14 protein-coding genes are annotated in these 26,014 nt (G+C 47.9%); 10 read left to right on the top strand and 4 right to left on the bottom strand.

Translation table 11 applies throughout. From position 1 onward, the window contains the following. Window positions 1-74: 74 nt before the first annotated feature. Both M2133_RS02805 and M2133_RS02810 read left to right on the top strand, forming a co-directional pair. Window positions 75-1,808 carry a DUF6057 family protein gene (locus M2133_RS02805; protein WP_277464449.1) on the top strand — a complete coding sequence of 578 codons (1,734 nt, stop codon included), beginning with the start codon at window positions 75-77 and terminating at the stop codon, window positions 1,806-1,808. Window positions 1,809-1,811: 3 nt separating this feature from the next. Next, window positions 1,812-3,278, top strand: coding sequence for a hypothetical protein (locus M2133_RS02810; protein WP_277464450.1), 1,467 nt, complete (start codon window positions 1,812-1,814; stop codon window positions 3,276-3,278). Between the two features lie 61 nt (window positions 3,279-3,339). Here M2133_RS02810 and M2133_RS02815 read toward each other — a convergent pair whose 3' ends face one another. Then, on the bottom strand, window positions 3,340-3,597 hold the full coding sequence (locus M2133_RS02815; protein ID WP_277464451.1) for a hypothetical protein: 258 nt from the start codon (window positions 3,595-3,597) through the stop codon (window positions 3,340-3,342). 134 nt (window positions 3,598-3,731) lie between these two features. Here M2133_RS02815 and M2133_RS02820 point away from each other — a divergent pair, with 134 nt between their 5' ends. From M2133_RS02820 to M2133_RS02835, 4 genes are all read left to right on the top strand, one after another. After that, window positions 3,732-4,385 carry an HAD family hydrolase gene (locus M2133_RS02820; RefSeq protein ID WP_277464452.1) on the top strand — a complete coding sequence of 218 codons (654 nt, stop codon included), beginning with the start codon at window positions 3,732-3,734 and terminating at the stop codon, window positions 4,383-4,385. A 188-nt stretch (window positions 4,386-4,573) separates the two neighbouring features. Continuing rightward, window positions 4,574-7,417 (top strand): TonB-dependent receptor, encoded by a 2,844-nt coding sequence (locus M2133_RS02825; protein ID WP_346843226.1) that lies wholly within the window; start codon window positions 4,574-4,576, stop codon window positions 7,415-7,417. Between the two features lie 273 nt (window positions 7,418-7,690). Continuing rightward, complete coding sequence (locus M2133_RS02830) at window positions 7,691-9,259, top strand: HAMP domain-containing sensor histidine kinase (RefSeq protein WP_277464454.1); 1,569 nt, start codon at window positions 7,691-7,693, stop codon at window positions 9,257-9,259. 4 nt (window positions 9,260-9,263) lie between these two features. After that, window positions 9,264-9,995: a response regulator transcription factor gene (locus tag M2133_RS02835; protein WP_277464455.1), complete on the top strand. Its 732-nt coding sequence runs from the start codon at window positions 9,264-9,266 to the stop codon at window positions 9,993-9,995. A gap of 278 nt (window positions 9,996-10,273) precedes the next feature. On the opposite strand, the gene M2133_RS02840 is transcribed toward M2133_RS02835, so the two are convergent. Continuing rightward, window positions 10,274-11,449: a helix-turn-helix domain-containing protein gene (locus M2133_RS02840; protein WP_277464456.1), complete on the bottom strand. Its 1,176-nt coding sequence runs from the start codon at window positions 11,447-11,449 to the stop codon at window positions 10,274-10,276. Between the two features lie 290 nt (window positions 11,450-11,739). Here M2133_RS02840 and M2133_RS02845 point away from each other — a divergent pair, with 290 nt between their 5' ends. The 4 genes from M2133_RS02845 (at window position 11,740) to M2133_RS02860 (ending at window position 21,750) form a co-directional block, all read left to right on the top strand. Beyond that, on the top strand, window positions 11,740-13,836 hold the full coding sequence (locus tag M2133_RS02845; protein ID WP_277464457.1) for a choice-of-anchor Q domain-containing protein: 2,097 nt from the start codon (window positions 11,740-11,742) through the stop codon (window positions 13,834-13,836). 988 nt (window positions 13,837-14,824) lie between these two features. Next, on the top strand, window positions 14,825-16,159 hold the full coding sequence (locus M2133_RS02850) for a T9SS type A sorting domain-containing protein (RefSeq protein WP_277464458.1): 1,335 nt from the start codon (window positions 14,825-14,827) through the stop codon (window positions 16,157-16,159). 1,003 nt (window positions 16,160-17,162) lie between these two features. Further along, window positions 17,163-18,461 (top strand): choice-of-anchor Q domain-containing protein, encoded by a 1,299-nt coding sequence (locus M2133_RS02855; RefSeq protein WP_277464459.1) that lies wholly within the window; start codon window positions 17,163-17,165, stop codon window positions 18,459-18,461. Between the two features lie 136 nt (window positions 18,462-18,597). Beyond that, window positions 18,598-21,750 (top strand): right-handed parallel beta-helix repeat-containing protein, encoded by a 3,153-nt coding sequence (locus M2133_RS02860; RefSeq protein ID WP_277464460.1) that lies wholly within the window; start codon window positions 18,598-18,600, stop codon window positions 21,748-21,750. A gap of 2,398 nt (window positions 21,751-24,148) precedes the next feature. Here the strand turns inward: M2133_RS02860 and M2133_RS02865 are convergent. Continuing rightward, a complete protein-coding gene (locus tag M2133_RS02865; protein ID WP_277464461.1) occupies window positions 24,149-24,598 on the bottom strand; it encodes a GatB/YqeY domain-containing protein in 450 nt (149 codons plus the stop codon). Window positions 24,599-24,636: 38 nt separating this feature from the next. Beyond that, window positions 24,637-25,983 carry a cell division protein FtsZ gene (gene ftsZ / locus M2133_RS02870; RefSeq protein WP_277464462.1) on the bottom strand — a complete coding sequence of 449 codons (1,347 nt, stop codon included), beginning with the start codon at window positions 25,981-25,983 and terminating at the stop codon, window positions 24,637-24,639. Window positions 25,984-26,014: the final 31 nt, after the last annotated feature.

Below are 26,014 nucleotides of genomic sequence, written 5' to 3' on the forward strand. Positions count from 1 at the left end.
ATATTATTAAAGAGGCATCCGATGTACGGATGCCTCTTTTTTTTATCTTTGCTCAGTCTAAAGCATTTCTATTTATGGAGAAAATCACCTATTCACTATCGGTCGTTCTTTGGGCAACGCTGTTGTTCTTGCTGAATTACACGAATTCGTATCTCTTTTTTACGCTCGAGCAAAACCAGCTACTGGTGTATTCCTGGCCGTACTTCCTGAAGGAGATCTTTTATCAACCGGGGGGACCGATACAATTTATCGGTGCGTTTGTGATACAGTTCTTCCGGTTTCCTTATATGGGTGAAGCCTTCACTTCCCTGTTTCTGGCTGCGACCTGGCTACTGACGGTTTTCATCGGCCGGCGCATCGCACCGAAAGCCATACTGTATATACTGGCATTCGTGCCGGTGTTTTTCCTGTTATTACTTCATCTCGATTTCAACTACAATTATACCGGTACCTTGTCGTTCGTATTGACTCTGGCATTCTTCCTGGGGTATACCGGGATCACGCGATATGCCATACGTACACTCGCCGGAGCGATCACGATCCCGGTACTCTATTGGGCGATCGGGCCTGTTTCCTGTTTCTTTGCCTTCTATATCTTGATCTGGGAAATACTCCATCGCACACCCAAGAGCTACCGATCTTTCCTCGTATGGATCGAATCATTAGGCTTAGCGGCAGTAGGCTTTTACCTGTTATGGACACCGAATTTCAATAACGTATTTTTCTATTCCGGTATAGAGGCCTTACCTATCCGGTTCTATCTGCCCTGGATTTCTTTCGCCCTCTTCTTACCCGTCGTATGGCTTTTACGCCGATGGACGCCGAAGAAGAGATACGTGATTGCCTTACATACCGGGCTTCAAATGGCGTGTATCGTATTGCTCGCCTGGCAAGGTATCTTCAAAACGGTCGATCTGAACTCACTCTATCTGATGAAGTACGACTTTCATACGCAACATCAACAATGGCACCGGATTGTTTCTACCAGTAAAGGGCCACAGAACTCCTATTTCCGGCTTTGCTATCTGAATCTGGCGTTGGCCGAAGAAGGCGTTTTAGCCGAGCAGGGATTTCGTTTCGACCAGAAAGGCATACAGGGATTGGTCACGCAATGGAACGGGGAAGTGGTCTCTTCCGCTTTATTGAGTGATATTTATTTCGCACAAGGGAATATCGGCATGGCACAGGCTATGGCTTTTGAGAGCAATATAAACTCTATGTTTGGCGGCAAGCCCCGGATGCTGCAACGTCTGGTGCAAACCAACCTCATCTATGGCGCCTGGCCCATTGCTGAAAAATACCTGAACGTATTGGAAAAGACCCTGTATTATAAAGACTGGGCCAAAGAGCAAAAGCGGTTTCTGTATAACGATGCGGCGGTAGAAGCCGATCCTTTATTGGGTGAGAAAAGGAAAAATCTGATCCCGGACAATCATCTCTCCGGCCCGTGGGATCCACGGATTGATCTGCAAGCGATCGCAGCGCATCATCCACAAAACAAAGTAGCCGTGGAATACCTGGGAATGGCACATCTATTAAGTAAGAACCTCACGGCGTTCAAAGAATTTCTGAAAGAATATTATCCCCCGCATTCGGCTTTGCCGGCTGCTTTCCAGGAGGCTTTCCTACTTTGTTATGAAGAGGAACCCGAAAGATGGAGTGATTACGCCCTTTCGCCTCCCCTTTTGGAACGATTCAAAAGCTACAATGATTTCCTGGAAAAGAACCATACGAACACTTCTTTCCCGCAAATGGCCTATCGCTCGTATGGGGATACGTATTGGTATTATAATATGTTTAAAATGTAGAAGATGAAAAGATATATATTCTTATTGATCTGTTTCCTGACAGGCTGTTCCCTGTCGGAGATAAGCCAGGTGGAGGAGGTCGACCGCTTACCGGAGATCTTCCCCGACTATATCGGTTGCACCATTCCGCCCAATATCTCTCCGCTCAACTTCAAATTGACGGAAAAATACGAAGAAGCCCGCGTGATCTTGACCTGCGGCGAAGAAAGATGGGAAATAAAAGCCGGCAAAAAGCAATTCACATTCCCAACTTCCGCCTGGAAGAAATGGTTAGACGGAGCGGCGGGAAAGAACATAGAAGTGAAGATCGTTCTGAAACAAACAGACAAGCCATGGATCGGCTTCCGCCCTTTCGAATGGCAGGTCGCCCATGAACCGATGGATCCTTATCTCGCTTACCGCCGGATCGAACCGGGCTATCAACTGTGGAACCAGATGGGCATCTATCAGCGTCACCTGGAAAGCTTTGAAGAGAGCCCGATCATGGAGAACCGCCTGACGGAGAAGAACTGCATGAACTGCCACTCCTTCGCCATGCAGGATCCGGAGAAGATGCTTTTCCATATGCGGGGTCCTTTAGGAGGCACTTATCTATTGAAAGGCGAAACGATCGAAAAGCTGAATACCCAAACAGACCAGACCCTGTCGCCTTTAGTCTACCCTTCCTGGCATCCGTCCGGGCGTTTTGTGGCGTTTTCGGTGAACGACACGCAACAAGCTTTCCACATGAACGATCCGAACCGGGTGGAAGTGTACGACAAAGAATCGGATGTCGTAGTCTACGATGTAGAGAAACACGAGATTATCACTTCGCCTTTACTGACCTTGCCGGACCGGATGGAAACTTTCCCGACATTCTCACCGGACGGGAAAACGCTTTATTTCTGTTCCGCCATACAAAAGAATTATCCCCGACAATTCAAAGAGGTGAAATACAGCCTTTGTTCATTTTCTTTCGATCCGGAGAAGCGAAGTTTCGGTGAGCAGGTGGATACGTTGTTCAATGCGTTGGAGAAGGAAAAGAGCGTTTCTTTCCCCCGGGTATCCCCGGATGGGCAATATCTGATGTATACCTTATCCGACTATGGCACGTTTTCGATCTGGCACAAAGAGGCTGATCTCTATATGATCCGTTTGGATTCGGGCGAACATTATCCGTTGTCGAACGCCAACAGTGAAGATGTGGAAAGCTATCACTCCTGGAGCAGCAATAGCCGGTGGGTAGTGTATAGCAGCCGACGCATCGATGGTTTGTACACCCGGCCGTTCTTCACCTATATCGATCAGGCAGGCCATGCACATAAACCCTTCCTGTTGCCTCAGGAAGATACCGACTATTACGACTGGTCGATGAAATCCTATAATATTCCGGAGTTCATCAAAGGGCCGGTAAAGAATCATCAGAAAAAGATCCGGAAAAAAGCCCGGAAAGATCTCGGCATCAACGTGACTTACCGGGAGGTACAGTAAAAGAAAAGAGGTTGCCGGAAAGGCAACCTCTATATAATTCCTATTTTTTTGTCTTGCGTTTTTACTCTTCAGCTTCAGCGACTTCCCGGGCTTGTTCTTCTTCTCCACAATAGGCGGGATCTTCCACGATACCAAGCAAAAGGTTAATTTCGTGCCTCTTATCCAAATCTCTAAAATACTTCTGAACGACCTTATAGATATCAAAACCTTCCATTGAACCGGCTGCCAGTCCTAAACTCTCTACCATTTTTCTGACAGCCGCCTTAATCTCGGCCTCGTTCAACAGATGAACTTCGTTGCTGTGAATTAATCTTCCCATGATCTTTTGATTTTAAGTTATACATGTTCTTTCATACCACATAATGTGCCTAACAAGCACGTCTTAAAGATACACATATATTACATACTTCCTAATGGATTTTGTTATTTTTGCGTTTCAAAAACAAAAATAACATGATCAAGCTCGTTATATTCGATCTGGATGGAACCCTGCTCAATACCATTGCCGACCTGGCGGAAAGCACCAACTACGCATTGGCACAACATGGATTTCCAACGCATCCGACCACTGCCTATAACTTCTTTGTGGGCAACGGTATCAATAAACTCTTCGAACGCGCCTTGCCTGAAGGCGAGAAAACCGAAGAGAATATCCTTCGGATCCGCCAAAGCTTTCTTAACTATTACAGCCAACACAACCGGGACCGCAGCACACCCTATGCCGGTATTCCCGAATTATTAAAGGCATTGCAACAAAAAGGCATACGATTGGCCGTAGCTTCCAATAAGTATCACGAGGCAACCCGAGAATTAATCGCCCACTATTTCCCGGAGACCTCCTTTGTGGAGGTATTAGGTCAGCGGGAAGGCATCGCGCCGAAGCCCGATCCGACAATTGTATTTGATATCCTCGCCACTGCCGGCGTGCAGGCAGAAGAGACATTGTTTGTCGGCGATTCCGGAGTGGATATGCAAACAGCCAAAAATGCGAAAGTCTGTGCCTGCGGCGTCACCTGGGGCTTCCGACCCCGCCATGAATTGGAAGGCTTTCAGCCGGAGTTTATTGTGGAGGAGGCCGCTGAAATCCGAGGAATAGTAGGAGAATAAGGGGTTTAAGGGGAGTAAGGGGTTTAAGGGGCTTAAAAAAACCTTAAACCCCTTACTCCCCTTAAACCCCTTACTCCCTTAAATCCCTTAATTGTTAATAAATCCAAATCTTCTAATTAATTTTTAAACTTCCCCGCCCTCCCGCAGTCTATGGATCGTACTAAAATCAAATAAGGTTAATACAATTTATGAAAGCGGTAAGATTTCTATTACTGGTGATGTTGATTCTTTCATCTGCGTCAGTTGTAGCACAAGGTCAAAGGCAAAAAAGAGTCGAAGTGAAGGGTACGATTGTGGAAGAAGGCACAAATACGCCAGTCGAACAAGCAACCGTGCGCCTGTTGAATGTGAAGGACAGCACCCTGATCAACGGGGTGGCAAGTGAGAAAAACGGGAACTTTACCCTGAAGAATGTTCCCTCGGGCAATTACCTGTTGCATGTTTCATTTATCGGTTTTGATCCGCTCTACCAGCCGTTGCAGATCACCGGAAATACCAATCCGGTCAATGTAGGCAAACTGGAACTGAGCGACGGCGCGGTGCTTCTGGGCGACGCGGTGGTCATGGGTAAAGCACCCGAAGTGATCGTGCGCAACGATACGATCGAGTACAATGCCGATTCCTACAAGGTGACCGAAGGCTCCATGCTGGAAGACCTGTTGAAGAAGATGCCCGGCGTCGAGATCGACGAAGAAGGTAACGTAACGGTCAACGGCAAGAGCGTGAAGAAGATGTTGGTCGACGGCAAAGAGTTCTTCTCCGACGACCCCAAGGTAGCCTCCAAGAACCTGCCTTCCAATATGGTGGAGAAAGTACAAGTATTGGATCGACTGAGCGAGATGGCACAATTGACCGGCTTCGACGACGGCGATGAAGAGACGGTGATCAACCTGACCATCAAACCCGGGATGAAAGAAGGATGGGTCGGTAACGCCTATGCCGGATACGGTAGTGACGAACGCTACGAAGGCAATATGATGCTGAACCGGATGTACAATAACGACCGCTACACCCTCTTGGGCGGGATCAACAATACGAACAATATGGGCTTCTCCGATATGGGCATGTTCCAGGGCATGGGCGGCGGAGGCCGTATGTTCGGCGGCAATAACGGGATCACCAAATCCGGAAATATCGGTTTAGACTTCAGTAAAGAGTTCAGTAAGAAGCTCACGCTGAGCGGAAACGTGCGCTATGCCCATTCCAATAACGACGCCAGCACCATCACCAGCCAGGAGAATGTGCAGTCGGAAACCAAATACGAAACGGGTACCAGCTTCCGGAACAATAAAAACGATAATCTCGGCGCGAACTTCCGCATGGAATGGAAACCCGACGACAAAACCACCCTGATCTTCCGCCCGAACTTCAGCTACAGCAAGAACGATCAGTTCAGTGCCACCACAACCGCTGAGATGGACGCCGAAAGAGACACCATCAACTTCGGCGATCAGACCACCCGCTACGAAGGAAGCGGATACAACCTGAACGGACGATTGGAATTCAGCCGCAAACTGAATGATAAAGGACGCATACTCAGCGCCTCCCTCTCCGGAGGAATGAACAACCGCGACCAGGACGGCAAGAACGATGCCAACACCTATTATCTGATGACCGGTATCGACGATCTGCGCGACGAAAAGATCAAGAACGATGTAAACAGCTACAACTACCGGGCGTATCTCTCCTGGGTCGAACCGCTGGGACGTAATAACTTCCTGCAACTGACGTACAGCTTCAACAAGCAAGACCAGGAGTCGCTGAAGAATGTCTACACCCGCGATGCCGCCGGCAACTATACCGTGATCGATACATTGCAGACACAGAACTACCGCAATAACTTCTTCACCCAACGTGCCAGCCTGAGCTTCAAGGCCGTCCGGGAAAAGTATAATTATACGATCGGTTTCAATGTCGACCCGTCGAACAGCAAGAGCGAGAACTTTATCGGCGACACGATCCTCTCGAGTGTGAAGCAGAATGTGGTCAACTTCTCGCCCATGGCGCAGTTCCGCTACAACTTCAACCGGCAATCGAATCTGCGGATCGACTACAACGGACGGACCTCGCAACCCAGTGTATCTCAACTGCAACCCGTGCCCGACTATTCCAATCCGAGGAATGTGGTGGTCGGTAACCCGGACCTGAAACCGCGTTACGTCAACGACCTGCGGTTGACCTACCAGATGTTCGACCAGAACAGTCAGTTTACCATGCGTGTGATGGGAGGAGGAAACTATACGGTGAACGATATCGTGGGGTATACCATCAACGAGAACGACGGAAGCGGGAACAAAACCACCACCTACCGCAATATGAACGGCAACTACAGTGGGAACCTGATGTTGATGATGAACACGCCATTGAAGAACCGCAAGTTCTCTGTCCACTCCATGACCCGTACCTCCTACGCCAGAAGCAACGCCTATATCGGCGACAAACAATGGACCGACGAAGAGACCTATACGGTGATCGACAGCAAGAACAACAACTCCAACTTCTCGATCATGGAAAGAGCCGGTATCGACTTCCGCTCGACCTACTTCGACCTGGGCGTGAACGGCTCGATCAATTATCAGAAAACCCGGAACTCACTGGAAAGCAATAACAACCAGGATATCTACAATTACAGCCTGGGCGGACGCACCACAATGTATCTGCCGGCCGACTTTAAGATCGAGAGTGATGTCAGTTGGCGCACCAACTCAGGCTATACCGACGGCTACGAATTGAATGAAGTCTTGTGGAATGCTTCGGCTTCCAAATCGTTCCTCAAAGGCAATGCGGCAACCCTGCGGATCAAGATCTATGATATCCTCAAACAAAGAAGTAATATCTCCCGAACGGTAACGGCAAACTACACAAGAGACTCAGAGTATAATACCCTGGGCAGCTATTTCATGGTTCACCTCATCTATAAGTTTAGTGTGTTCAAAGGAGGAGGAAGCATGAATGACATGAGACGCGGACGCGGACCGGGAGGCCCGGGTGGCCCAGGCGGCTTCGGACCTCCTCCCGGCGGACGTTTCTAAATCTAAAAATCTATCATTTGCATGCAGATGACGCAGATTGAACAAATGACCACTGATCTGCGTCATCCGTGTGCCCAGTCACTTTTGGACCATCCCCTGCAGCTGCTTACGGACTACAAACTTAACATCCTCTTTTTGAAACAGATCAACGATTACAAAATGCAAACAAACCAAGCTTAATTAACATTTAAAGCCCCCATTTTTTACTTTTATTATGTAAATATTAAACCAAAAGGAACTTAATTTGTTTTAGTTAAAAGCAGGTAAACAGATATGAGGAAGTCAACGATATGGTTATTGACAATGGTGATGGTTTTTGCCTTTGCTGGATTGCTCTATTTGCAGATGAGTTATATCGGAAACATCACTAAAATGCGGAGTGAGCAGTTTAATGAGATCGTAAAAAAAAGCTTGCACCAGGTGAGCCGAAACCTTGAATTAGATGAAACCCGGCGATATATAGATGAAGAAATCAACCGGAACCCGAGCAATATTACGTATCCTCCCTCCGCTCAGTCGAGTACAAATATTAACGAAATCATCAGTAAGCTTCAGTACGAATTTAAAGATCCGGACGGCATTGTACGCAATATAGAGTTGAATACTTCGTTCATGAAAAGCAATAAGTTCGAACCGCTCTCCTCCATGCCCAACCGCCAGCAACAGGATCATAGCATCGTGGCCACGTCGCGCGACTTACAACGCACCTATGCCCGCAGGTATTTGTACCAGGGGGAACTGGTCAGTGAGGTGATCACGGAAATGCTTTATTCGGCAAACCTCAAACCGATTGAGGAGAGGGTCGATTTCAAGAAACTAAAGAGCTACCTGCAAACCGAATTTGTCAATAACGGCTTGAACCTGCCTTTCGTCTTTTCCGTTATTAATATAAAAGAAGGGACTGTGGTTTACCAGAGCGGCGAGATCCAACGGAAATACAGTGCGTCCGACGTTATCACCCAGGCGTTGTTTCCCAACGATCCACCTTCCAGGCAAAACTACCTGAGGGTCTATTTCCCCACCAAACAGGATTACATCAAGAGCCAGGTCAAGTTCCTTGTGCCCTCGTTTATCTTCTCCCTCCTGTTATTGGTGACTTTCACCTTTACCTTGTTTATCGTCTTCCGCCAGAAGAAACTCTCGGAGATGAAAAACGACTTCATCAACAACATGACCCACGAATTGAAGACACCGGTATCGACCATCTCCCTGGCCTCGCAGATGTTGAAAGATACGGATATCACCAAAAGCCCGGATGTATTTAAACATATCTCGGGTGTAATAAACGACGAAACCAAACGTTTAAGTTTCTTAGTTGAGAAGGTATTGCAAATGTCGCTCTTCGAACGCCAACGGGCCGCCCTCAAATTGAAAGAGATGGATGCCAACGACCTGGTAGCGAACATTGCCAATACGTTTGTTCTGAAAGTAGAGAAATACGGAGGAACGCTGGATGTTGATTTACGTGCCGAAGAGTCTACGATTTATGCCGATGAGATGCATATCACCAACGTACTCTTCAACCTGATGGACAACGCGGTGAAATACCGCCAGCAGGACCTCCCCTTAAAATTGATGGCCCGCACTTGGAACGATAACGGCCGGTTATTGATCTCGGTGGAAGACAACGGGATCGGAATCAAAAAAGAACACATCAAAAAGGTGTTCGAACGGTTCTACCGTATCCCCACGGGAAATGTACACGACGTAAAAGGCTTCGGACTGGGGCTGGCTTACGTACGGAAAATTGTAGAGGATCACAAAGGTACTATCCGTGCCGAACAAGGATCCGGAAATATTGGAACGAAATTTATTATTACTTTACCTCTTATAAAAAGTTAGATTTATGGAAGAAAAGATCAAGATCTTCTTTTGCGAAGACGACGAGAATTTAGGCATGCTGTTAAGAGAATACCTACAGGCAAAAGGGTATGTTACGGATCTGTTCACCGACGGAGAAGCCGGATACAAAGGTTTCACCAAAGGAAAATACGACTTATGCGTGTTGGACGTGATGATGCCCAAGAAAGACGGGTTCACCCTGGCACAAGAAATCCGTTCGATCAACCCCGACATCCCCATCATCTTCCTGACGGCGAAAACCATGAAGGACGATATCCTGGAAGGATTTAAGATCGGTGCCGACGATTACCTCACCAAGCCGTTCAGCATGGAAGAGCTATTGTTGCGTATCGAAGCCATCCTGCGCCGGGTGAAAGGAAAGAAGATGAAAGATATTCCTTTCTATAAATTAGGCGACTTCCTGTTCGACACCCAGAAACAAACGCTGACCATCGCCGATAAGGTAACGAAACTGACCACCAAGGAATGCGAACTGCTCAGCCTACTCTGTGCCCATGCCAACGAGATCCTCGAACGCAACTACGCGTTGAAGACGATCTGGGTAGACGACAACTATTTCAATGCCCGCAGCATGGACGTGTACATCACCAAACTGCGTAAGCTGTTGAAAGACGATCCGGGCATCGAGATCATCAATATCCACGGCAAAGGCTACAAACTGATCACGCCCACCGGCGAAGAACAAGCCCGCGAAGAAGGCATCCAGGTACTCTAAGGGCTGAGGCCATAAAACCTCCTAAAGTAAGTCCTAAAGCTGGGGCTGACCCAAAAGTATAAGATATACTATCTCTGTGTCCTCGCCTGGTCAGGCGAGGGGGACCATCGCTTGCGATGGTGGAGTGGTTGTTTACATACATACCGTACTGAAGTACAGATTCTTGACAGAAAAGACAACCACCCCACCGCTACAAGCAGCGGTCCCCCCCGCCTGACCAGGCGGGGACACTTAGTTCGTATATCTGATACTTTTGAGTCAACCCCAGCTTTAGGATATCATTCTTCGGCCGCCGCCTCTTCCTCCAGTTTCAGGCGGTATTGCTTGGGTGTTAGGCCCGTATTCTCGGTGAAGGTGCGGTGAAACACGGTGTCGGAAGAAAAACCACAACGGATAGAAAGCTGCTTGGTGGTTGCCTGTGGTTTTTCCTGCATCAGCCGCTTCGCCTCTTCCACCCGGTAGTGGCGCACGAGCTGACGGAAAGGCATACCGTAGCCTTCCCTGAAAAATTGAGAGAGATAGGTACGGTTGAGCTGAAGCTGCTCTTCGACCATCGCGCGGTTGAAGTCCGGATCCAGAAACGGGCGACTCTCCTGCATCCACCGCTCAAAAAGCCCTTTGTATTCTTCCAGTTTCTCGAGAAAAAGATGTTCCGCATCCACTTCCTCTTGCGCCTCAATAGCCGGTTCATCGGCCAACTGCTCGCGGAAATAGTTCTCCGGGAAAGGATTCTGCTGAAACAACGCTTTGTAATTGATATACGGAAAGAAAAGATAGACAATCAGAAAATGGATCAATAAAGTCTCGGGGCGCTCATCGGTCAAGCGATAGAGGAAGATCGCCGTCATGCACACCAGCCCCACCATAAACAGGCGAAGCCAGGAGATATCCATGCGTTCGGTCGACGAATAGGTATCGTCGGTCCACCGCCGGTACTCGGGCGCGAAATGGACAAAAGCCAACAGCATCACCGCCAGGTAGCCCACCGTAAAAAAGACTAAGATCAACCGGTACCACACATTGAATTGCGAAAGCGAAGCCATAAACATATCCATATCCGCCATAAACGCGACCGGCTCGCGCCGCACCGCCAATACCCCCGCGTATATCGCCAACACCAACAGGTAAGGACTAAACAACGCCAGGCCCCGCCGCAAGGTGATCCAGCCCGGCCGTAACACTTCGAACACATAACAGGTCGTGATAAACACGGCGAACGTACCCACCGTCAGCGAGTACGGGCGCATCACCCCACTATCGGGCGAGCCCTCTCCGCCACGCAACAACAACATAAGGCCCGACAGATAACTCAGGCTCCACAACACCATCACCCATCCCAATACCCGGCGCGACCGGGAGTGACGCGACTGCATAAACTGCAAAAAAGCGCTATACAAACACATCACAACCATCCCACTGGTCAATACAATACCCGGAAAATAATAATTCACCATCCTACACGTTGTTTCACCTTGTAAAGGTAAAAAAAAAATACAAACCCCCATCCCCTTCCCTCAAGTTCATAATATTGACATTTTCTTTCATAAAATTGTCGTAATGTCAAGAGAATTGTCGTAATGTCAAGAAAATTGTCGTAATGTCAAGAAAAATTGCAGGAAAGTCAGAAAAAACCCTTTCCATTAATCGAATTGTTTCCCCATCGGTCTCTACCTTTGCAGGGCGAAAGAAATATTGAGATTTTCAGATAACCATTAAAGTAAAACAAAAGAAAATGAAAGAAAGTATGACAAAAAAACTACATCTTATTTTTACCCTATTCCTATTGGTAGGATTAAGTATGAACATTCTGCCGGGTAAGGCGGAAGGAGAACAACAAGAACAGAAAATTATCCCCAGCGCTGCGGGGATTATCTTTGTAAAAGAAGACGGTAACGGTAACGGTTCGTCTTGGGAAGATGCTACCGGTTCACTGTCCGATGCGTTGATATTCACCAACACAAATACTAACGAGGAATATACGATTCAGGTAGCCGCAGGGACTTATTATCCGGAGAGTACAGAAGGATTAGAACCGTATGAAGAAGAAGAATTCGAAGAGCGTGACCGCACCTTCCTGATCACCTCCAACGTAACGTTGCTCGGCGGATATGATCCGGACGGATCCGGAAAGCGCGACCTATCGCTATATGAGACTGTCTTAAATGGAGAGTTAGACGAAGGTAACGTCTACCATGTGGTGGTTATGGTATTAAAGACTGTAGATAAAAAAGCTCTACTAGCAACTCAAACAGCGACGCTTGATGGATTCACCATTATTAATGGTAATTCTGATCAACAAGATTCCGCTGTTGAGGTAAACGATGAAATTGTTCCTCGTGAATGTGGTGGTGGTGTTTGGGTAAAAGGGAAAGTAGTTTTAACCCATAATACGATCAGCACCAATAAAGCCCTTCTTGGGGCTGGGGTATGGGCCGAAGAAAACACCATCCTGACCGACAATATAATCACTCTTAATGAGTCCATCGGTAGCGGTGGTGGAGTCTATGCGCTAACATCAGTCAGTCTGATTGGCAATACGATCACCTCTAATCAAGCCGGCAGCGGCGGTGGTGGAGTTATGGCCGAAAAGGCGCTCTTGGTCAATAATATAATCAGTGACAATACTGCAAACAGCGAAGGCGGCGGGGTGAATGCATCAAATGCTACAATTCTGGTTAATAATACAATCACTGGAAATACTGCAAAAGTAGGTGATGGTGGAGGTGTTTACGCCACTGGCTCTACCAGTATATTCAATAATATTCTTTGGGGAAATACCGATGATAAGAACTTATATACTCTATCGAAAAAAGTATCTGTGGAATACAACCTGATCGGTGGTACCCCTATACTTCCCCAAGACTACCCTTTGAATCTGACAGGTAACATCGATCCGCTCTTTGTGAATGCCACAAACGGCGATTTCAGCCTCTCTGAAACAAGCCCGGCAATCAATGCGGGAAGCAACGCGCTTTACGAAGCGCTTAACGATCTCGATCTCTCGGTTGAATTCGATCTGGACACCGATCTCGACCTGGCGGGCAACCCCCGCTTTAAAGGCTCGGCAATCGATATCGGCGCGTATGAGTATCAGTCGGCAGATAACGTTACCTACCACAACCTCACCCTCGAAGTGGCGCCGGGCATCGAATTATATAATCTTACCGCCGGTGAATATCAGATTGAAGACGGTTCGCACCTGTTCTTGCAGTTCCTGCCCGAAGACCGCACACTGACGGCGGACGATGTACTCCTGTTGATTGATGGGGTGGAGACGGAGTTTAAGGATTTCGGGGAATACTATTACTTCTCTTATATCCTTAACCCGATCACACAACAGCATAGCGTCGTGATCGCCCTCAGGGAATATACCGTTACCCTGCCCGAAGTGCAAGGTATCACCTACGATGTAGGTGCCGGCATGCATCGGGTGGCGTATGGCAACAGCTTCACCTTTAGACTGACCCTTGCCGATGGGATCGATCCGGCAGACGTACATGTCTATGCCAACGGGCAGGAGATCCGGGCGAATAAACTGCGCTCGACCGTATTGACTTATACCATCGACCGTGTGATCACCGCCGTTACTGTACTGATCAAAGGAGGTTCGACCACGTCGAACGCCTCGCTGACGCATGGCGTTCGCCTGGCAATTGACAATGGACAATTGACAATTGACAATGAAATGGCCAATGCGGTCGACGTCGCCATCTACACCATCACCGGCCAAAACATGGTGCAACTTCGTGGGCTTCGGGGTTCACGTACCCTTACGCTGCCGGCCGGTATCTATATCGTTCGTGCCGGACAGCAGAGCTGGAAAGTGATTATTAATGGATAGAAGTCCTGAAATACAACACAACGACATCAAGTAAAACAAAAGAAAAATGAAAAAGAACTACCTATTTTTAGTATTGCTCCTATGGATTGGAGTAACCGGAGTGAAAGCGCAAGAGGCTACAGTAATTGATGTAAAGACTGGGGATGATTTTATTGCTGCCTTTAGTGAAGAGAATAAAAACACGAATATTATTCTGGAGATTCAGGATAATATTATCCTGACAAAGGATATTTCCATAACCGGCAAGACAGTGATTATCCGGGGGCCGGAAAAGAAGAATCCTGAGGAGTTGTATTCGATTAGTTATAATAATCGAGAAGAGAAGACAATTACGCTGGAAAATGCGACGGTCACTGTAGAAAATCTATTTTTCCCCGGATCACCTGACAGAGATATGGACAAGCATAGCAGTGCGAGAGCATTTAGTCTAAATTCAACCTCCTCACTCACCATTAATGGTTGTACATTTGAACATTATTATGGGGATATGTCATGCGGTGTAATTCAAAACAATGGGGGTAGGCTTATACTAAAGGATTGCTCTTTCTCTAATAATACATCCTATTATCGAGGAGGAGCCATTCGTAATGATGGCGGAACTGTAGTGGCTACCGATTGTAAATTTACCAAACACAATAGCGGTAGTTCTAAAGGAGTGGTATTATATAGTACATCTGGATCTATTTGTTTTACAAACTGTATTATTACTAAGGGAGAAGACCACAACCTCCGTTCATTTTTCTTTTTGGAATCAACTAAAACCGAATTTATTGGTTGCCTAATAAAAGGGGGAACGGAAGCTATAATTAGTGATGGGGAATTAACACTACAAGATTGTATTATATCTGAATCGGCTGGAGGGGTAGTCTGTTCGAATACCCTACTGATTGATCAGTGTATATTTAAAGATAATACAGACACCCTGGTTTCTACCGAGACAACAGATGAAGAAGAAACACCAACTCAAATCATTCGTAACAGTCTTTTTGTGAATAATTCTATCGAATGGGGGAATCCCGAAGATATTGACTTTTACGGGCTTATTGAATATAGAGGAGGTGCGAATGCCGACCCGTTGACGATAGCCAACTGTACCTTTACGGATAATACCATAGGAGGCAATAGTGTATTTTTCAAATATACCCAAGAGAGAGAAGGTCTCGGGCCGCATTTCTACAATACCATTCTGGATATACCGGAAGAGAACGCTTTCGGGTTTGCATATAATGGAGAAGATGAAGGAGGAACACCCCCCACCCTCAACGACCTGGTCTTTCAAAACTGTCTAACCAATTTAGAATCGCTTGGGGGAAACGCCGCAAATAAGGATAATCAAGTACGTGTTACCAACTTCGGCTTTGCCGGTGAAGGAAATTATTCCTTAATAGATGAAAGCCCGGCGATCGATGCGGGAAATAACGATCTTTACAAAGCTATTGGAGGGGATCTTTATAAAGATGTAGACCTGACAGGTGAGCAACTTCGCTGGTTAGGTAAATCGATTGATATAGGAGCTTATGAATCATTTGGAGAAACCCCAACTCCTCCCTCCGACACTACCTTCCACAACCTCACCCTCGAAGTGGCGCCGGGCATTGAATTGTACAACCTGTCCGCCGGTGAACACCTGGTGGAAGCGGGTGGACATCTGCATCTGCAGTTCCTGCCCGAAGACCGCACACTCGGGGCGGACGATATACTCCTGTTGATTGATGGTGTAGAGACGGAATTTAAGGATTTCGGGGCAAACCTTTATTTCTCGTATATCCTCAATCCGGTCAAGCAGAACCATAGCGTCGTTATCGCCCTCAGGGAATATACCGTTACCCTGCCCGAAGTGCAAGGCATCACCTACGATGTAGGTGCCGGAATGCATCGGGTGGCGTATGGCAACAGCTTCACTTTTAGATTGACCCTTGCCGATGAGATCGATCCGGCAGATGTACATGTCTTTGCCAACGGACAGGAGATCAGCCCCACCAACCTCCCCCAAGGGGAGGCTCTTCGAAGCGAAGCCCGGGAGGGAGCCTCACTTTCCTACACTATCGATCGCGTGACCACGCCTGTTATCGTACGGATCGAAGGAGGTTCGACCACGTCGAACGCCTCGCTGACGCAGGGCGTTCGCCTGGCAATTGACAATGGACAATTGACAATTGACAATGAAATGGCCAATGCGGTCGACGTCGCCATCTACAGCATCACCGGCCAAAACATGGTGCAACTTCGTGGGCTTCGGGGTTCGCGTACCCTTACGTTGCCGGCCGGTATCTATATCGTACGGGCGGGACAGCAGAGCTGGAAGGTGATTATTAATGGATAGAAGTCCTAAAATACAACACAACGACATCAAGTAAAACAAAAGAAAAATGAAAAAGAACTACTTGTTTTTAGTATTGCTCCTATGGATAGGAGTAAATAGTGTAAAGGCGGAAGATCCTACGATAATTGAAGTAAAGACCGGACAAGATTTTATTGATGCCTTTAGTGAAGAGAATACATACACAAATATTATCCTGGAGATTCAGGATAATATTATCCTGACAGATAATATTACCATAACCGGCAAGACAGTGATTATCAGGGGACCAAAGAAGGAGAATCCTGAGGAGTTGTATTCGATTAGTTATGATGACCGAGAAGAGAAGACAATTACACTTGTAGATGCAACAGTCACTGTAGAGGATCTACGGTTTGAAGGTTCTGTCAGAGAGGCGAGTGATCATAGCTACGCAAAAGCATTTATATTAGATTCTAAAACTTCACTCACCATTAATAGTTGTACATTTGAGCACTATCATGGTCCAGGCAGTGGCGGCGTAATTCAGAACAATGGCGGTAGTCTTGAACTGAACAATTGTTCTTTTTCTAATAATTCTTCTTATATGGCTGTAGGAGGCATTTACAATGATGGCGGAACCGTAGTGGCCACCGATTGTAAATTCACCAATCACTATTGCGGCAGTTCTTCTGCTGGAATGGTATTAGGGAGTGAGTCTGGGAACATTCGTTTTACGAACTGTATTATTATTCAGGAAGGAGACAATAGCTTTAACAATAAGTGTCTATTCTCTTTGGGGAGCACTAATGCTGAATTTATTAACTGTCAGATAACAGGAGGGGAATCGGTTATGGATAGTGGAGGTGAAAACGGGGAATTGACATTACAAGGATGCACCATATCGAAGACGAAGTACCCCTTAACTTGTTCAAATACGCTGTTAATCGACCGGTGTATATTTACAGAGAATAAAGGAGCTATCCTTTCATTTGATCTTAGAAATACCACACAAAAGCCTACTCAAATCATTCGCAACAGCCTTTTTGTGGATAATTATTTTCAGAAGGAATCAGAAGAGGAAGAAGAGGAGAAAGAGGAAATGGACGAGTATCCCTGGAGCCTTATTGAGTATAAGGGAGGCGCGAATACCACTCCACTAACCATAGTCAACTGTACCTTTGCTGGTAATGACATACAAGGGGTGGATAAATTATTTATATATACCCCTTCCAATGGTGCATCCTTCCCGCATTTCTACAATACGATTTTGGAAGCGACGGAGGGAAACGCTTTCGGGTTTGCAGAGAATCAAGATTATGAAGGAGCACCCCCTACCCTCAACGACCTGGTCTTTCAAAACTGTCTAACCAATTTAGAATCGCTTGGGGAGAATGACGCTAATAAGGATAATCGAGTAGGTATTACCAACTTCGGCTTTGCCGGTGAAAGAGATTATTCCTTAATAGCAGGAAGCCCGGCACTTGATGCGGGGAATAATACGCTCTATGGCGATGAGCTGGAAGAAGATACAGACCTGGCGGGCGACAAACGTCTCTTAGGAGCATCCATCGATATAGGGGCTTATGAAGGGATAAAAAGTCTTCCCGCTCCTCCCACCTACCACAGCTTCACCCTGGCTCTCGCGCCGGGCGTAGAGCTTTACGGCCTGTCCGCCGGTGAACACCTGGTGGAAGCGGGTGGACATCTGCATCTGCAGTTCCTGCCCGAAGACCGCACACTCGGGGCGGATGATGTACTCCTGTTGATTGATGGGGTGGAGACGGAATTTAAGGATTTCGGGGCAAACCTTTATTTCTCGTATATCCTCAATCCGATCAAGCAGAACCATAACGTCGTGATCGCCCTCAGGGAATATACCGTTACCCTGCCCGAAGTGCAAGGCATCACCTACGATGTAGGTGCCGGCATGCATCGGGTGGCGTATGGCAACAGCTTCACCTTTAGATTGACCCTTGCCGATGAAATCGATCCGGCGGATGTACATGTCTTTGCCAACGGACAGGAGATCCGGGCGAATGAACTGCGCTCGACCGTATTGACTTATACCATCGACCGCGTGATCACCGCCGTTACTGTACTGATCAAAGGAGGTTCGACCACGTCGAACGCCTCGCTGACGCAGGGCGTTCGCGTGATAGTTGAAAGTGGAAAGTTGAAAGTGGAAAACGAAATGGGCACTGCGGTGGACGTGACAGTTTATAGTATAACCGCCCAAAACATGGTGCAACTTCGTGGGCTTCGGGGTTCAAAAACAATTACGTTGCCGGCCGGTATCTATATCGTACGAGCCGGACAGACAAATACCAAGGTGATTATTCCTTGATAATCTCCCCCCAACAGCGGGCAGCCCTTTATATAGGGGCTGCCCTTGTTGCAGGGCTAAATGAAGAAGGCTTTACGGTAGCCTTTCCTATTAAACAATGAATTAGAATAAACAACAAGTATAATCACAAAAGAAAATGAAACAGAAATTACTCTATCTCTTAACGATCCTGGCGATCGCCGGATTTGTCTTGCCGCAACAGGTGATGGCGGAGACGTATTATGTGAAACCCAATGCCGACAGTGACGGTAGCGCTTGGGACAAGGCTATCGACCTGGCCGAAGCACTAAATAAAGCCCAAAGCGGCGATGCGATCTGGGTAGCCAAAGGCACGTATGTGCCGAAGTATATTGCCGGCGACGAGCCAAGCGAAGACGACCGCGACAAAGCCTTTGTAATCCCTGCCGGTGTCACCGTGCTTGGCGGATTCCCGGAGGCAGGTGGCACACTTGAACAGCGCGACTGGGTAGCCAATGAGACGATCCTTTCGGGGGATATCGATACGGAAGAAAACGAAGAAGACGAAGAGGCAGGAACAAGAGACTGCTACCACGTGGTGATTATGGCTTCTTCGGAAAATGAGACTACTACGCTCGACGGGTTTACGATTACCGGAGGGAAGTCGAAATATAATTCTGGGACTATTACAGTGAACGGAGAGTCTGTCTATCGAGAGTATGGCGCCGGGATCTATGCCTTTGGCTCAGTCGAATTAAGCCATAATACAATCAAAGAGAATGTGGCCGAAAGAACGGGTGGCGGAATTTACTGGGCAGCAAAAGCGGGAAGCAATAGCTCATTCAAACTAACCCACAGTATAATCTGTAATAACAAAACACTCAATAACGACGGCGGTGGCGTTTACGTCGAGAACGCAGGAGATGGCTCAGCCGAGATGAACTATAATTTATTCTATGGGAATGAGGCGGGCTCTTATGGTGGCGCCATGCATGTCGAAGGTGCGACTCTGAACCATAATACAATCTATAAGAATAACGGAACTAATAACACTTCCGTCTATGCCATCAAAACAACTTTGACCAATAATATCATCTGGGATGGGATATTGGATTGTTCTAACAGCACACTCTCTTATAACCTGATCGGAAAGCTCGACGACTCTGGTTTTAAGAATGACGGAACGAATCTGATTGGTGCAGATTACGACCCGCTCTTTGTTAATACCGACCCCGATGCCGGTATTTACGATTTTCGTCTTTCCCCTTATAGCTCGGCGATCGGTATGGGCTTAATAAAAGGAGAGGGCGGTGCGGATGACCAGATCGTTGATATGGGTGTCTATCCTTATACACTAAAAGCGGATAAAAATGGCATTGTCTATGTGATAGACCAGGAGGATGTCGATACCGATATAGACAACTATAGTGGCAACGGATCCGATTGGGCTAATGGCACCAGCCTGAATGAAGCCCTGCGCTTTGCTGCCGATCCGGCAAATGAGGTCAAACAAATCTGGGTCGCCCAAGGCACCTATAAGCCGAAGTATATTGCCGACAACAAGGCAATCATCAAAGACGACCGCGACCGTTCCTTTGTGATCCCTTCCGGCATCCAGGTCTATGGCGGTTTTAAAGGAGAAGAGGAGACATTGGATCAGCGCGACTGGCTAACCTATGAAACGATCCTTTCGGGCGATATCGATACGGAAGAAGGCGAAGTAGACGAAGAAGGCGAAAAGCCTGGAACAAGAGACTGCTACCACGTGGTGATTATGGTTTCTTCGGAAGAGGAGACTACAACGCTCGACGGGTTTACGATTACCGGGGGAAGGGCGAATGGACAGTCTTCTATAACCGTGAATGGACAGTCTATTCGCTATAATTATGGCGGCGGCATCTATGCCGAAGGCTCGGTCGAATTGAGCCATAATACAATCTATGGGAATGAGGCCAGCTATGGCGGTGGTGGAATCTGCTGGTGGTCAGACTCGAATTCGGAAGCCAACAACTCTTTCAACCTGACTTACAATACAATATACGATAACGCAGGCGGTGACAGCAGCGGTCAAGGTGGCGGAGCTTTCGTCTATAATTACCATTCAGAGAATTCCCAAAATGTCACGCTGAGCCATAATTTATTCTATGGAAATAAGAGCTACTATAGTAGCGCCATAGAAGTACTAAATGCCACGCTGACCCATAATACAATCTATGGTGGTGGTGGTAGTCGTTCCGATCTCGTTGGGGCCTACTATACAACCTGGATCAATAATATCCTTTGGTGGAATGGAGTGGATGAAGAGGGTGAACCGATCGTAGGGACTTTGGGGAGTACGGACGGCACATTCTCTTATAACCTGATCGGAAATCTCGACGACTATGATTTTGAGAATGACGGAACGAATCTGATTGGTGCAGATTGCGACCCGCGCTTTGTTAATACCGACCCCAATGCGGGTGCTTACGATTTCCGTCTGCAGGCCGGCAGCCCCGCTATCGGCAAAGGCAAGGATGGTGTCGATATGGGCGCGTTCCCCTATAATCCGGACGACACGCCCAAGGCCACCACCTACCATGCCCTCACCCTTGAGCTGGCTTCGGGAGTCAATCTTTACGGCATCACTGCCGGCACGCACCAGATCGCCGATGGCGATCATCTCTTCCTGCAGTTCCTGCCCGAGGATCCGACACTCAAGGCGGAGGATGTGATGCTCTTGATCGACGGTGTAGACACACCTTTTACCGTGCCCGCCGGCAATACCTACTACGGCTATATCCTGCCCGTCACCGGTGAACACTCGATCGTGATCGCCTTGCGCGAATATACCGTTACCCTGCCCGAAGTGCAAGGCATCACCTACGATGTAGGTGCCGGAATGCATCGGGTGGCGTATGGCAACAGCTTCACCTTTAGATTGACCCTTGCCGATGAGATCAATCCGGCGGATGTACATGTCTTTGCCAACGGACAGGAGATAAGCCCCACCAACCTCCCCCAAGGGGAGGTTCTTCGAAGCGAAGCCCGGGAGGGAGCATCCCTGTCCTACACCATCGACCGCGTGACCACGGCTGTTACTGTGGTGATCAAAGGAGGTTCGATCACGTCGAACGCCTCGCTGACGCAGGGCGTTCGCGTGATAGTTGAAAGTGGAAAGTTGAAAGTGGAAAACGAAATGGGCACTGCGGTGGACGTGACAGTTTATAGTATAACCGGCCAAAACATGGTGCAACTTCGTGGGCTTCGGGGTTCGCGTACCCTTACGTTGCCGGCCGGTATCTATATCGTACGGGCGGGACAGCAGAGCTGGAAGGTAATGGTTAATGATTAATGATTAATTGTTAATTGTTAATTTTTAATTGGGAATAGGGGCCAGGGTGGACTACAGCGATGATACGCAGTGATCTATCCTGGCTTCTCTGTGTGCGCCTTACGCGCTGCGCGCGTCTTCAAATCGTTTGAGATGTGAAGGTTTACGATATCGGTATCCTGGCTCCTCTTCTTAGACAAGAAGAGGGGGACCACGGCTTGCCGTGGTGGAGCAGTTTGATCTTCTGACAAATGATAAATACCTATCTCATACAAAATTAGGATCAAACTACCCCACCATCGCCTACGGCTCTGGTCCACCCCCTTCTTTTCTAAGAAGGGGAGCCGAGATAGTCCACTTGCTATTATCCTGCTCCTTCACATTTTCTTCCATTCACCGCTCCGCGCCTACCAACTACCGCCTACCCACTACCCACTACCGAAGAAAATCTCCCGATTTTCTTCCATTCCCCGCTCCGCGCCTACCAACTACTAACTACCCACTACCAACTACCGAAGAAAATCTTCCGATTTTCTTCAATGCGATTTCTAAACCACTGAAAATAAAGCATTAACATCCCCTTCAGAAACTACCGGTAGTTTGCGCGCGAACTACCGGTAGTTTGTTCGCAAACTACTAATACTTTGTTCGCAAACTACCGGTAGTTTGAAAAAGGGGGATTGCGGCAGTAAAGACAAGGAGTAGATGTTTGTTGACAACTGTCAACACATTTGTTGATAATTATCAACAAATGAATGCTCACGATAATAGACTGAAATAGAGCTACGTATAAGCTTCGTACTTTGGTCGAGCAAAATGCAATGTTTTACCACATAAAAGTTTTTAGTCCGGTCTTCACCTTTCACCCGAGCGCCAGATCCCTGTATTGATCAGCGCTTCAGGTGAAAGGTAGAGAAATACTTAAAAAAACGTCAGACCTTCCCGGAAAAGGCCGCCGGCCTTTGGAAAATCCCTGCCGGCCTTTGGCCAAACTCCGCCGGCCTTTGGGGAAACCCTGCCGGCTTTTTCGGTAAAAGAGGCGGCTTGGTAGTCGAATGACAGATGTTAACTAATGTAAACGACAAATAGTGGTAAACCGATCATTCTGAACAGAGTTTTTCGTTTTTTTACTACCATCATACAGCCGGGACAGGCGACAATGTTAAACCGATCACTATTGGAGCTCTCCAACAGGTACCAGAAAGTTACTTACAGGATTTTCACTGCTCTTTTTATTATCTAAAACAGCTATATGATTGATATACAGAGGCAAAAGAAAATCCTGTATGATGTAAGTAAAAAAACGAAAAACTCTGTTCGGAGGATATTTTTGGGTTTTAGCCACGGATCACATGGATTTAAGATGTTAGCAAACTGCGCGCCACGCGCGCGCCGCAGGCTCTCTCTTGCCGTCAGTTTCAACTGACGGATTTTGAGCCGGAGGCGTAGCCTCAACCGCTGCGGGTTTTAACCCCAGCATCAGATTCAGAGATGAACCACAAAGTTGACAAAGTGACACAAAGTAAGAGCCGAATTCAAATCATCAATCACACATATACTTCGTGAAACTTACGGAACTCCGTGGTTCAAAACCACTACCTGGTTGTTTGTTTTTTTCTAACCACCAAGTGCGCGAAGGGACACAAAGTTTTAAGATTCTGTGATTATCCAGCGAATATATTGTAAACAAAAAAAAGCGTTGTGCCCTTCGTGTTCGTGGTGGTTCTAACTTGATTTTCTGTTTAGGAATTAGTAACCACGGTGCGCGAAGAACACAAAGTAAGAGCAGTGATGCTGGGGTTGAAACCCACAGCGGAAGAGGCTGCGCCTCCGGCTTAAAAACCGTCAGTTGAAACTGACGGCAAGAGAGAGCCTTCGGCACGCGCGTGGCGCGTTTTCAATTATTGTGAGAAGTGAAGATGCGCGACTCATAGGTCTTTGACGTCTTTTAGGTCATTAAGGTCTTTTAGGTCAGTGAAAAAACCTAAAAGACCTTAATGACTTTAAAGACCTAAAAGACCTTCAAATTCCCTTCCATTGACCGCTTTGCGCCTACCCACTACCCACTACCAACTACTGAGGTCGGGAACACAACACACCCACACACAACAGAGCGCTGAAAGCGCGAAAGATTTGCTTTCGCGCTTTCAGCGCTCCGTTTTTTATATGTATCCTTAACCCGGGGTGGCGAACCTCTTCAAGGTTCTGACCCCGGGCTGATGTATTACGCGCTTTCAGCGCTCATTGTCCTTTCAGGACGATCGTACACAAATCCTGACTCATAGTTAATCATTTAATCAGTAGAATCAGAGTTCAGAAATCTACCGATTTTCTTCCCCCTCTTCTCGCTATCGGCGGATTTTCCAGACGACAAACCAGGCCAGTACGGCTACGGTGATCCCGGCGCCTAAGCCCCACGTCAGGCGAGTAGCCGTTTGACGGCCTCCGAGATCACCCGTCCTTCGGCTTTTCCGGCCAGTGCCTTGGTGGCCATGCCCATGACCTTACCCATATCCTGCGGGCCGGCGGCACCAACCTGGGCGATGATCGCTTGCAAGGCGGCTTCAAGCTCTTCCGGGCTCATCTGTTTGGGCAGGTAGGCCTCGATCACCCGGGCTTCCGCCAATTCGTCTTCGGCCAACTCGGGGCGCGACTGCTCGACGAAGATCGCCGCGCTATCTTTGCGCTGCTTGACCATCTTCATCAGGATCTTGGTGGCGGCATCGTCACTCAGTTCACCCTCGCTTCCTTTGGCGGTCTTCGCTTCCAGAAACTCTTTTTTCACTCCACGCAAAGCCTGCAGGCGCACTTTATCCTGCGCCTTCATGGCTTCTTTTATATCATTACTGATTTGATCGAATAAATCCATTTGTATTAAATGATTAATTATTAATGATTAATTATTAATTAGAAGCGGATGATGGGTTTGTCGCTTGAAGAAGGGGAGGCTTCTTCCGCCGGAACCGGTATTTCGGGTGCCGGAGGCATCTTCGCACGGGCTTCTTCCATCAGTTTGGGTTTACGCATATAGGTTGGCGTATCTTCGAGAATAGAGATCAACACGTCGTTATCCAGTTCATCGGGAGCGAGTACTTCGATATGCACACGCGACGAGCTGATGTTATTGCCCGTATCGCCATAGTACTCGTCGATCAGTTTTTTCAGGCGATATTCTTCCTCTTCCCGGCGGCGGCGTTCTTCTTCGTCCCGGCGACGACGTTCCCCGTCGGTGAGCGTGTCGTCGGTGAATTCACGTTCGACCTCATCCGAGATCTCGTTGGCAGTGAAACCGGTAGCCAAGAGCGTCACCTTGACTTTCGGTCCCAAGGTATTATCGATCGCCGTACCCCAGATCACTTCGACACCCGGATTGGTCTCGGCCATAAAGCCGCGTACGTTATCCATCTCGTCCATCATCAGTTCGTGTTCTTCGCTCGAGCAGATATTGAACAGGATCCGTTTCGCCCGCTTGATATTCTTATTGCCCAACAGGGGCGAATGCAGGGCGTCGTCGAGTGCGATACGCAGGCGGTTTTCACCTTCGCCGTAGCCGTTACTCATCAGTGCCACACCCCCTTTGCGCATGGTTGTTTGCACGTCGGCGAAGTCCAGGTTGATCTCTCCCGGATGGGTGATGATCTCCGCGATGCTCTTGGCGGCGATCGTCAGGGTATCGTCGGCGCGCTTAAAGGCCTGGCGCACGGAGAGTTTGCCGAAGATCTCGATCAGCTTCTCATTGTTGATCACCAACAAAGCATCGACATTCTTCTCCATCTCTTTCACGCCCAATAAGGCCTGCATGATCTTGGGTTTGAGTTCGAAAAGGAAAGGGATCGTCACGATACCGATGGTCAAGAGTCCCATCTCCTGCGCGATACCGGCGATCACCGGAGCCGCTCCCGTACCGGTTCCTCCACCCATTCCGGCAGTGATAAACACCATCTTGGTGCCGTCGTTCAATCGGTCGCGGATATCCGCCGCACTCTCTTCGGCGGCCAGGCGTGCTTTTTCCGGGATATTACCGGCGCCTAAGCCCTGTGTCACCTTGCGTCCCAACACAATCTGGTCGGGCACTCGCGAACGGCGCAAAGCTTGTTCGTCGGTATTGCAAAGCAGAAAAGAAACATCTTCGATCCCTTCTTCAAACATATGGCTGACGGCATTACCGCCTCCGCCACCGACACCTACTACTTTTATAATGACCGGATTGCCACTTTTGGCATAATCGAAATCCAATAATTGATCTTCGTCCATCGTCTTTCTTTTTACTCGTAAACAATTGGGT

The sequence above is a fragment of the Parabacteroides sp. PF5-6 genome, from assembly GCF_029504695.1.
Lineage (GTDB): Bacteria > Bacteroidota > Bacteroidia > Bacteroidales > Tannerellaceae > QVMG01.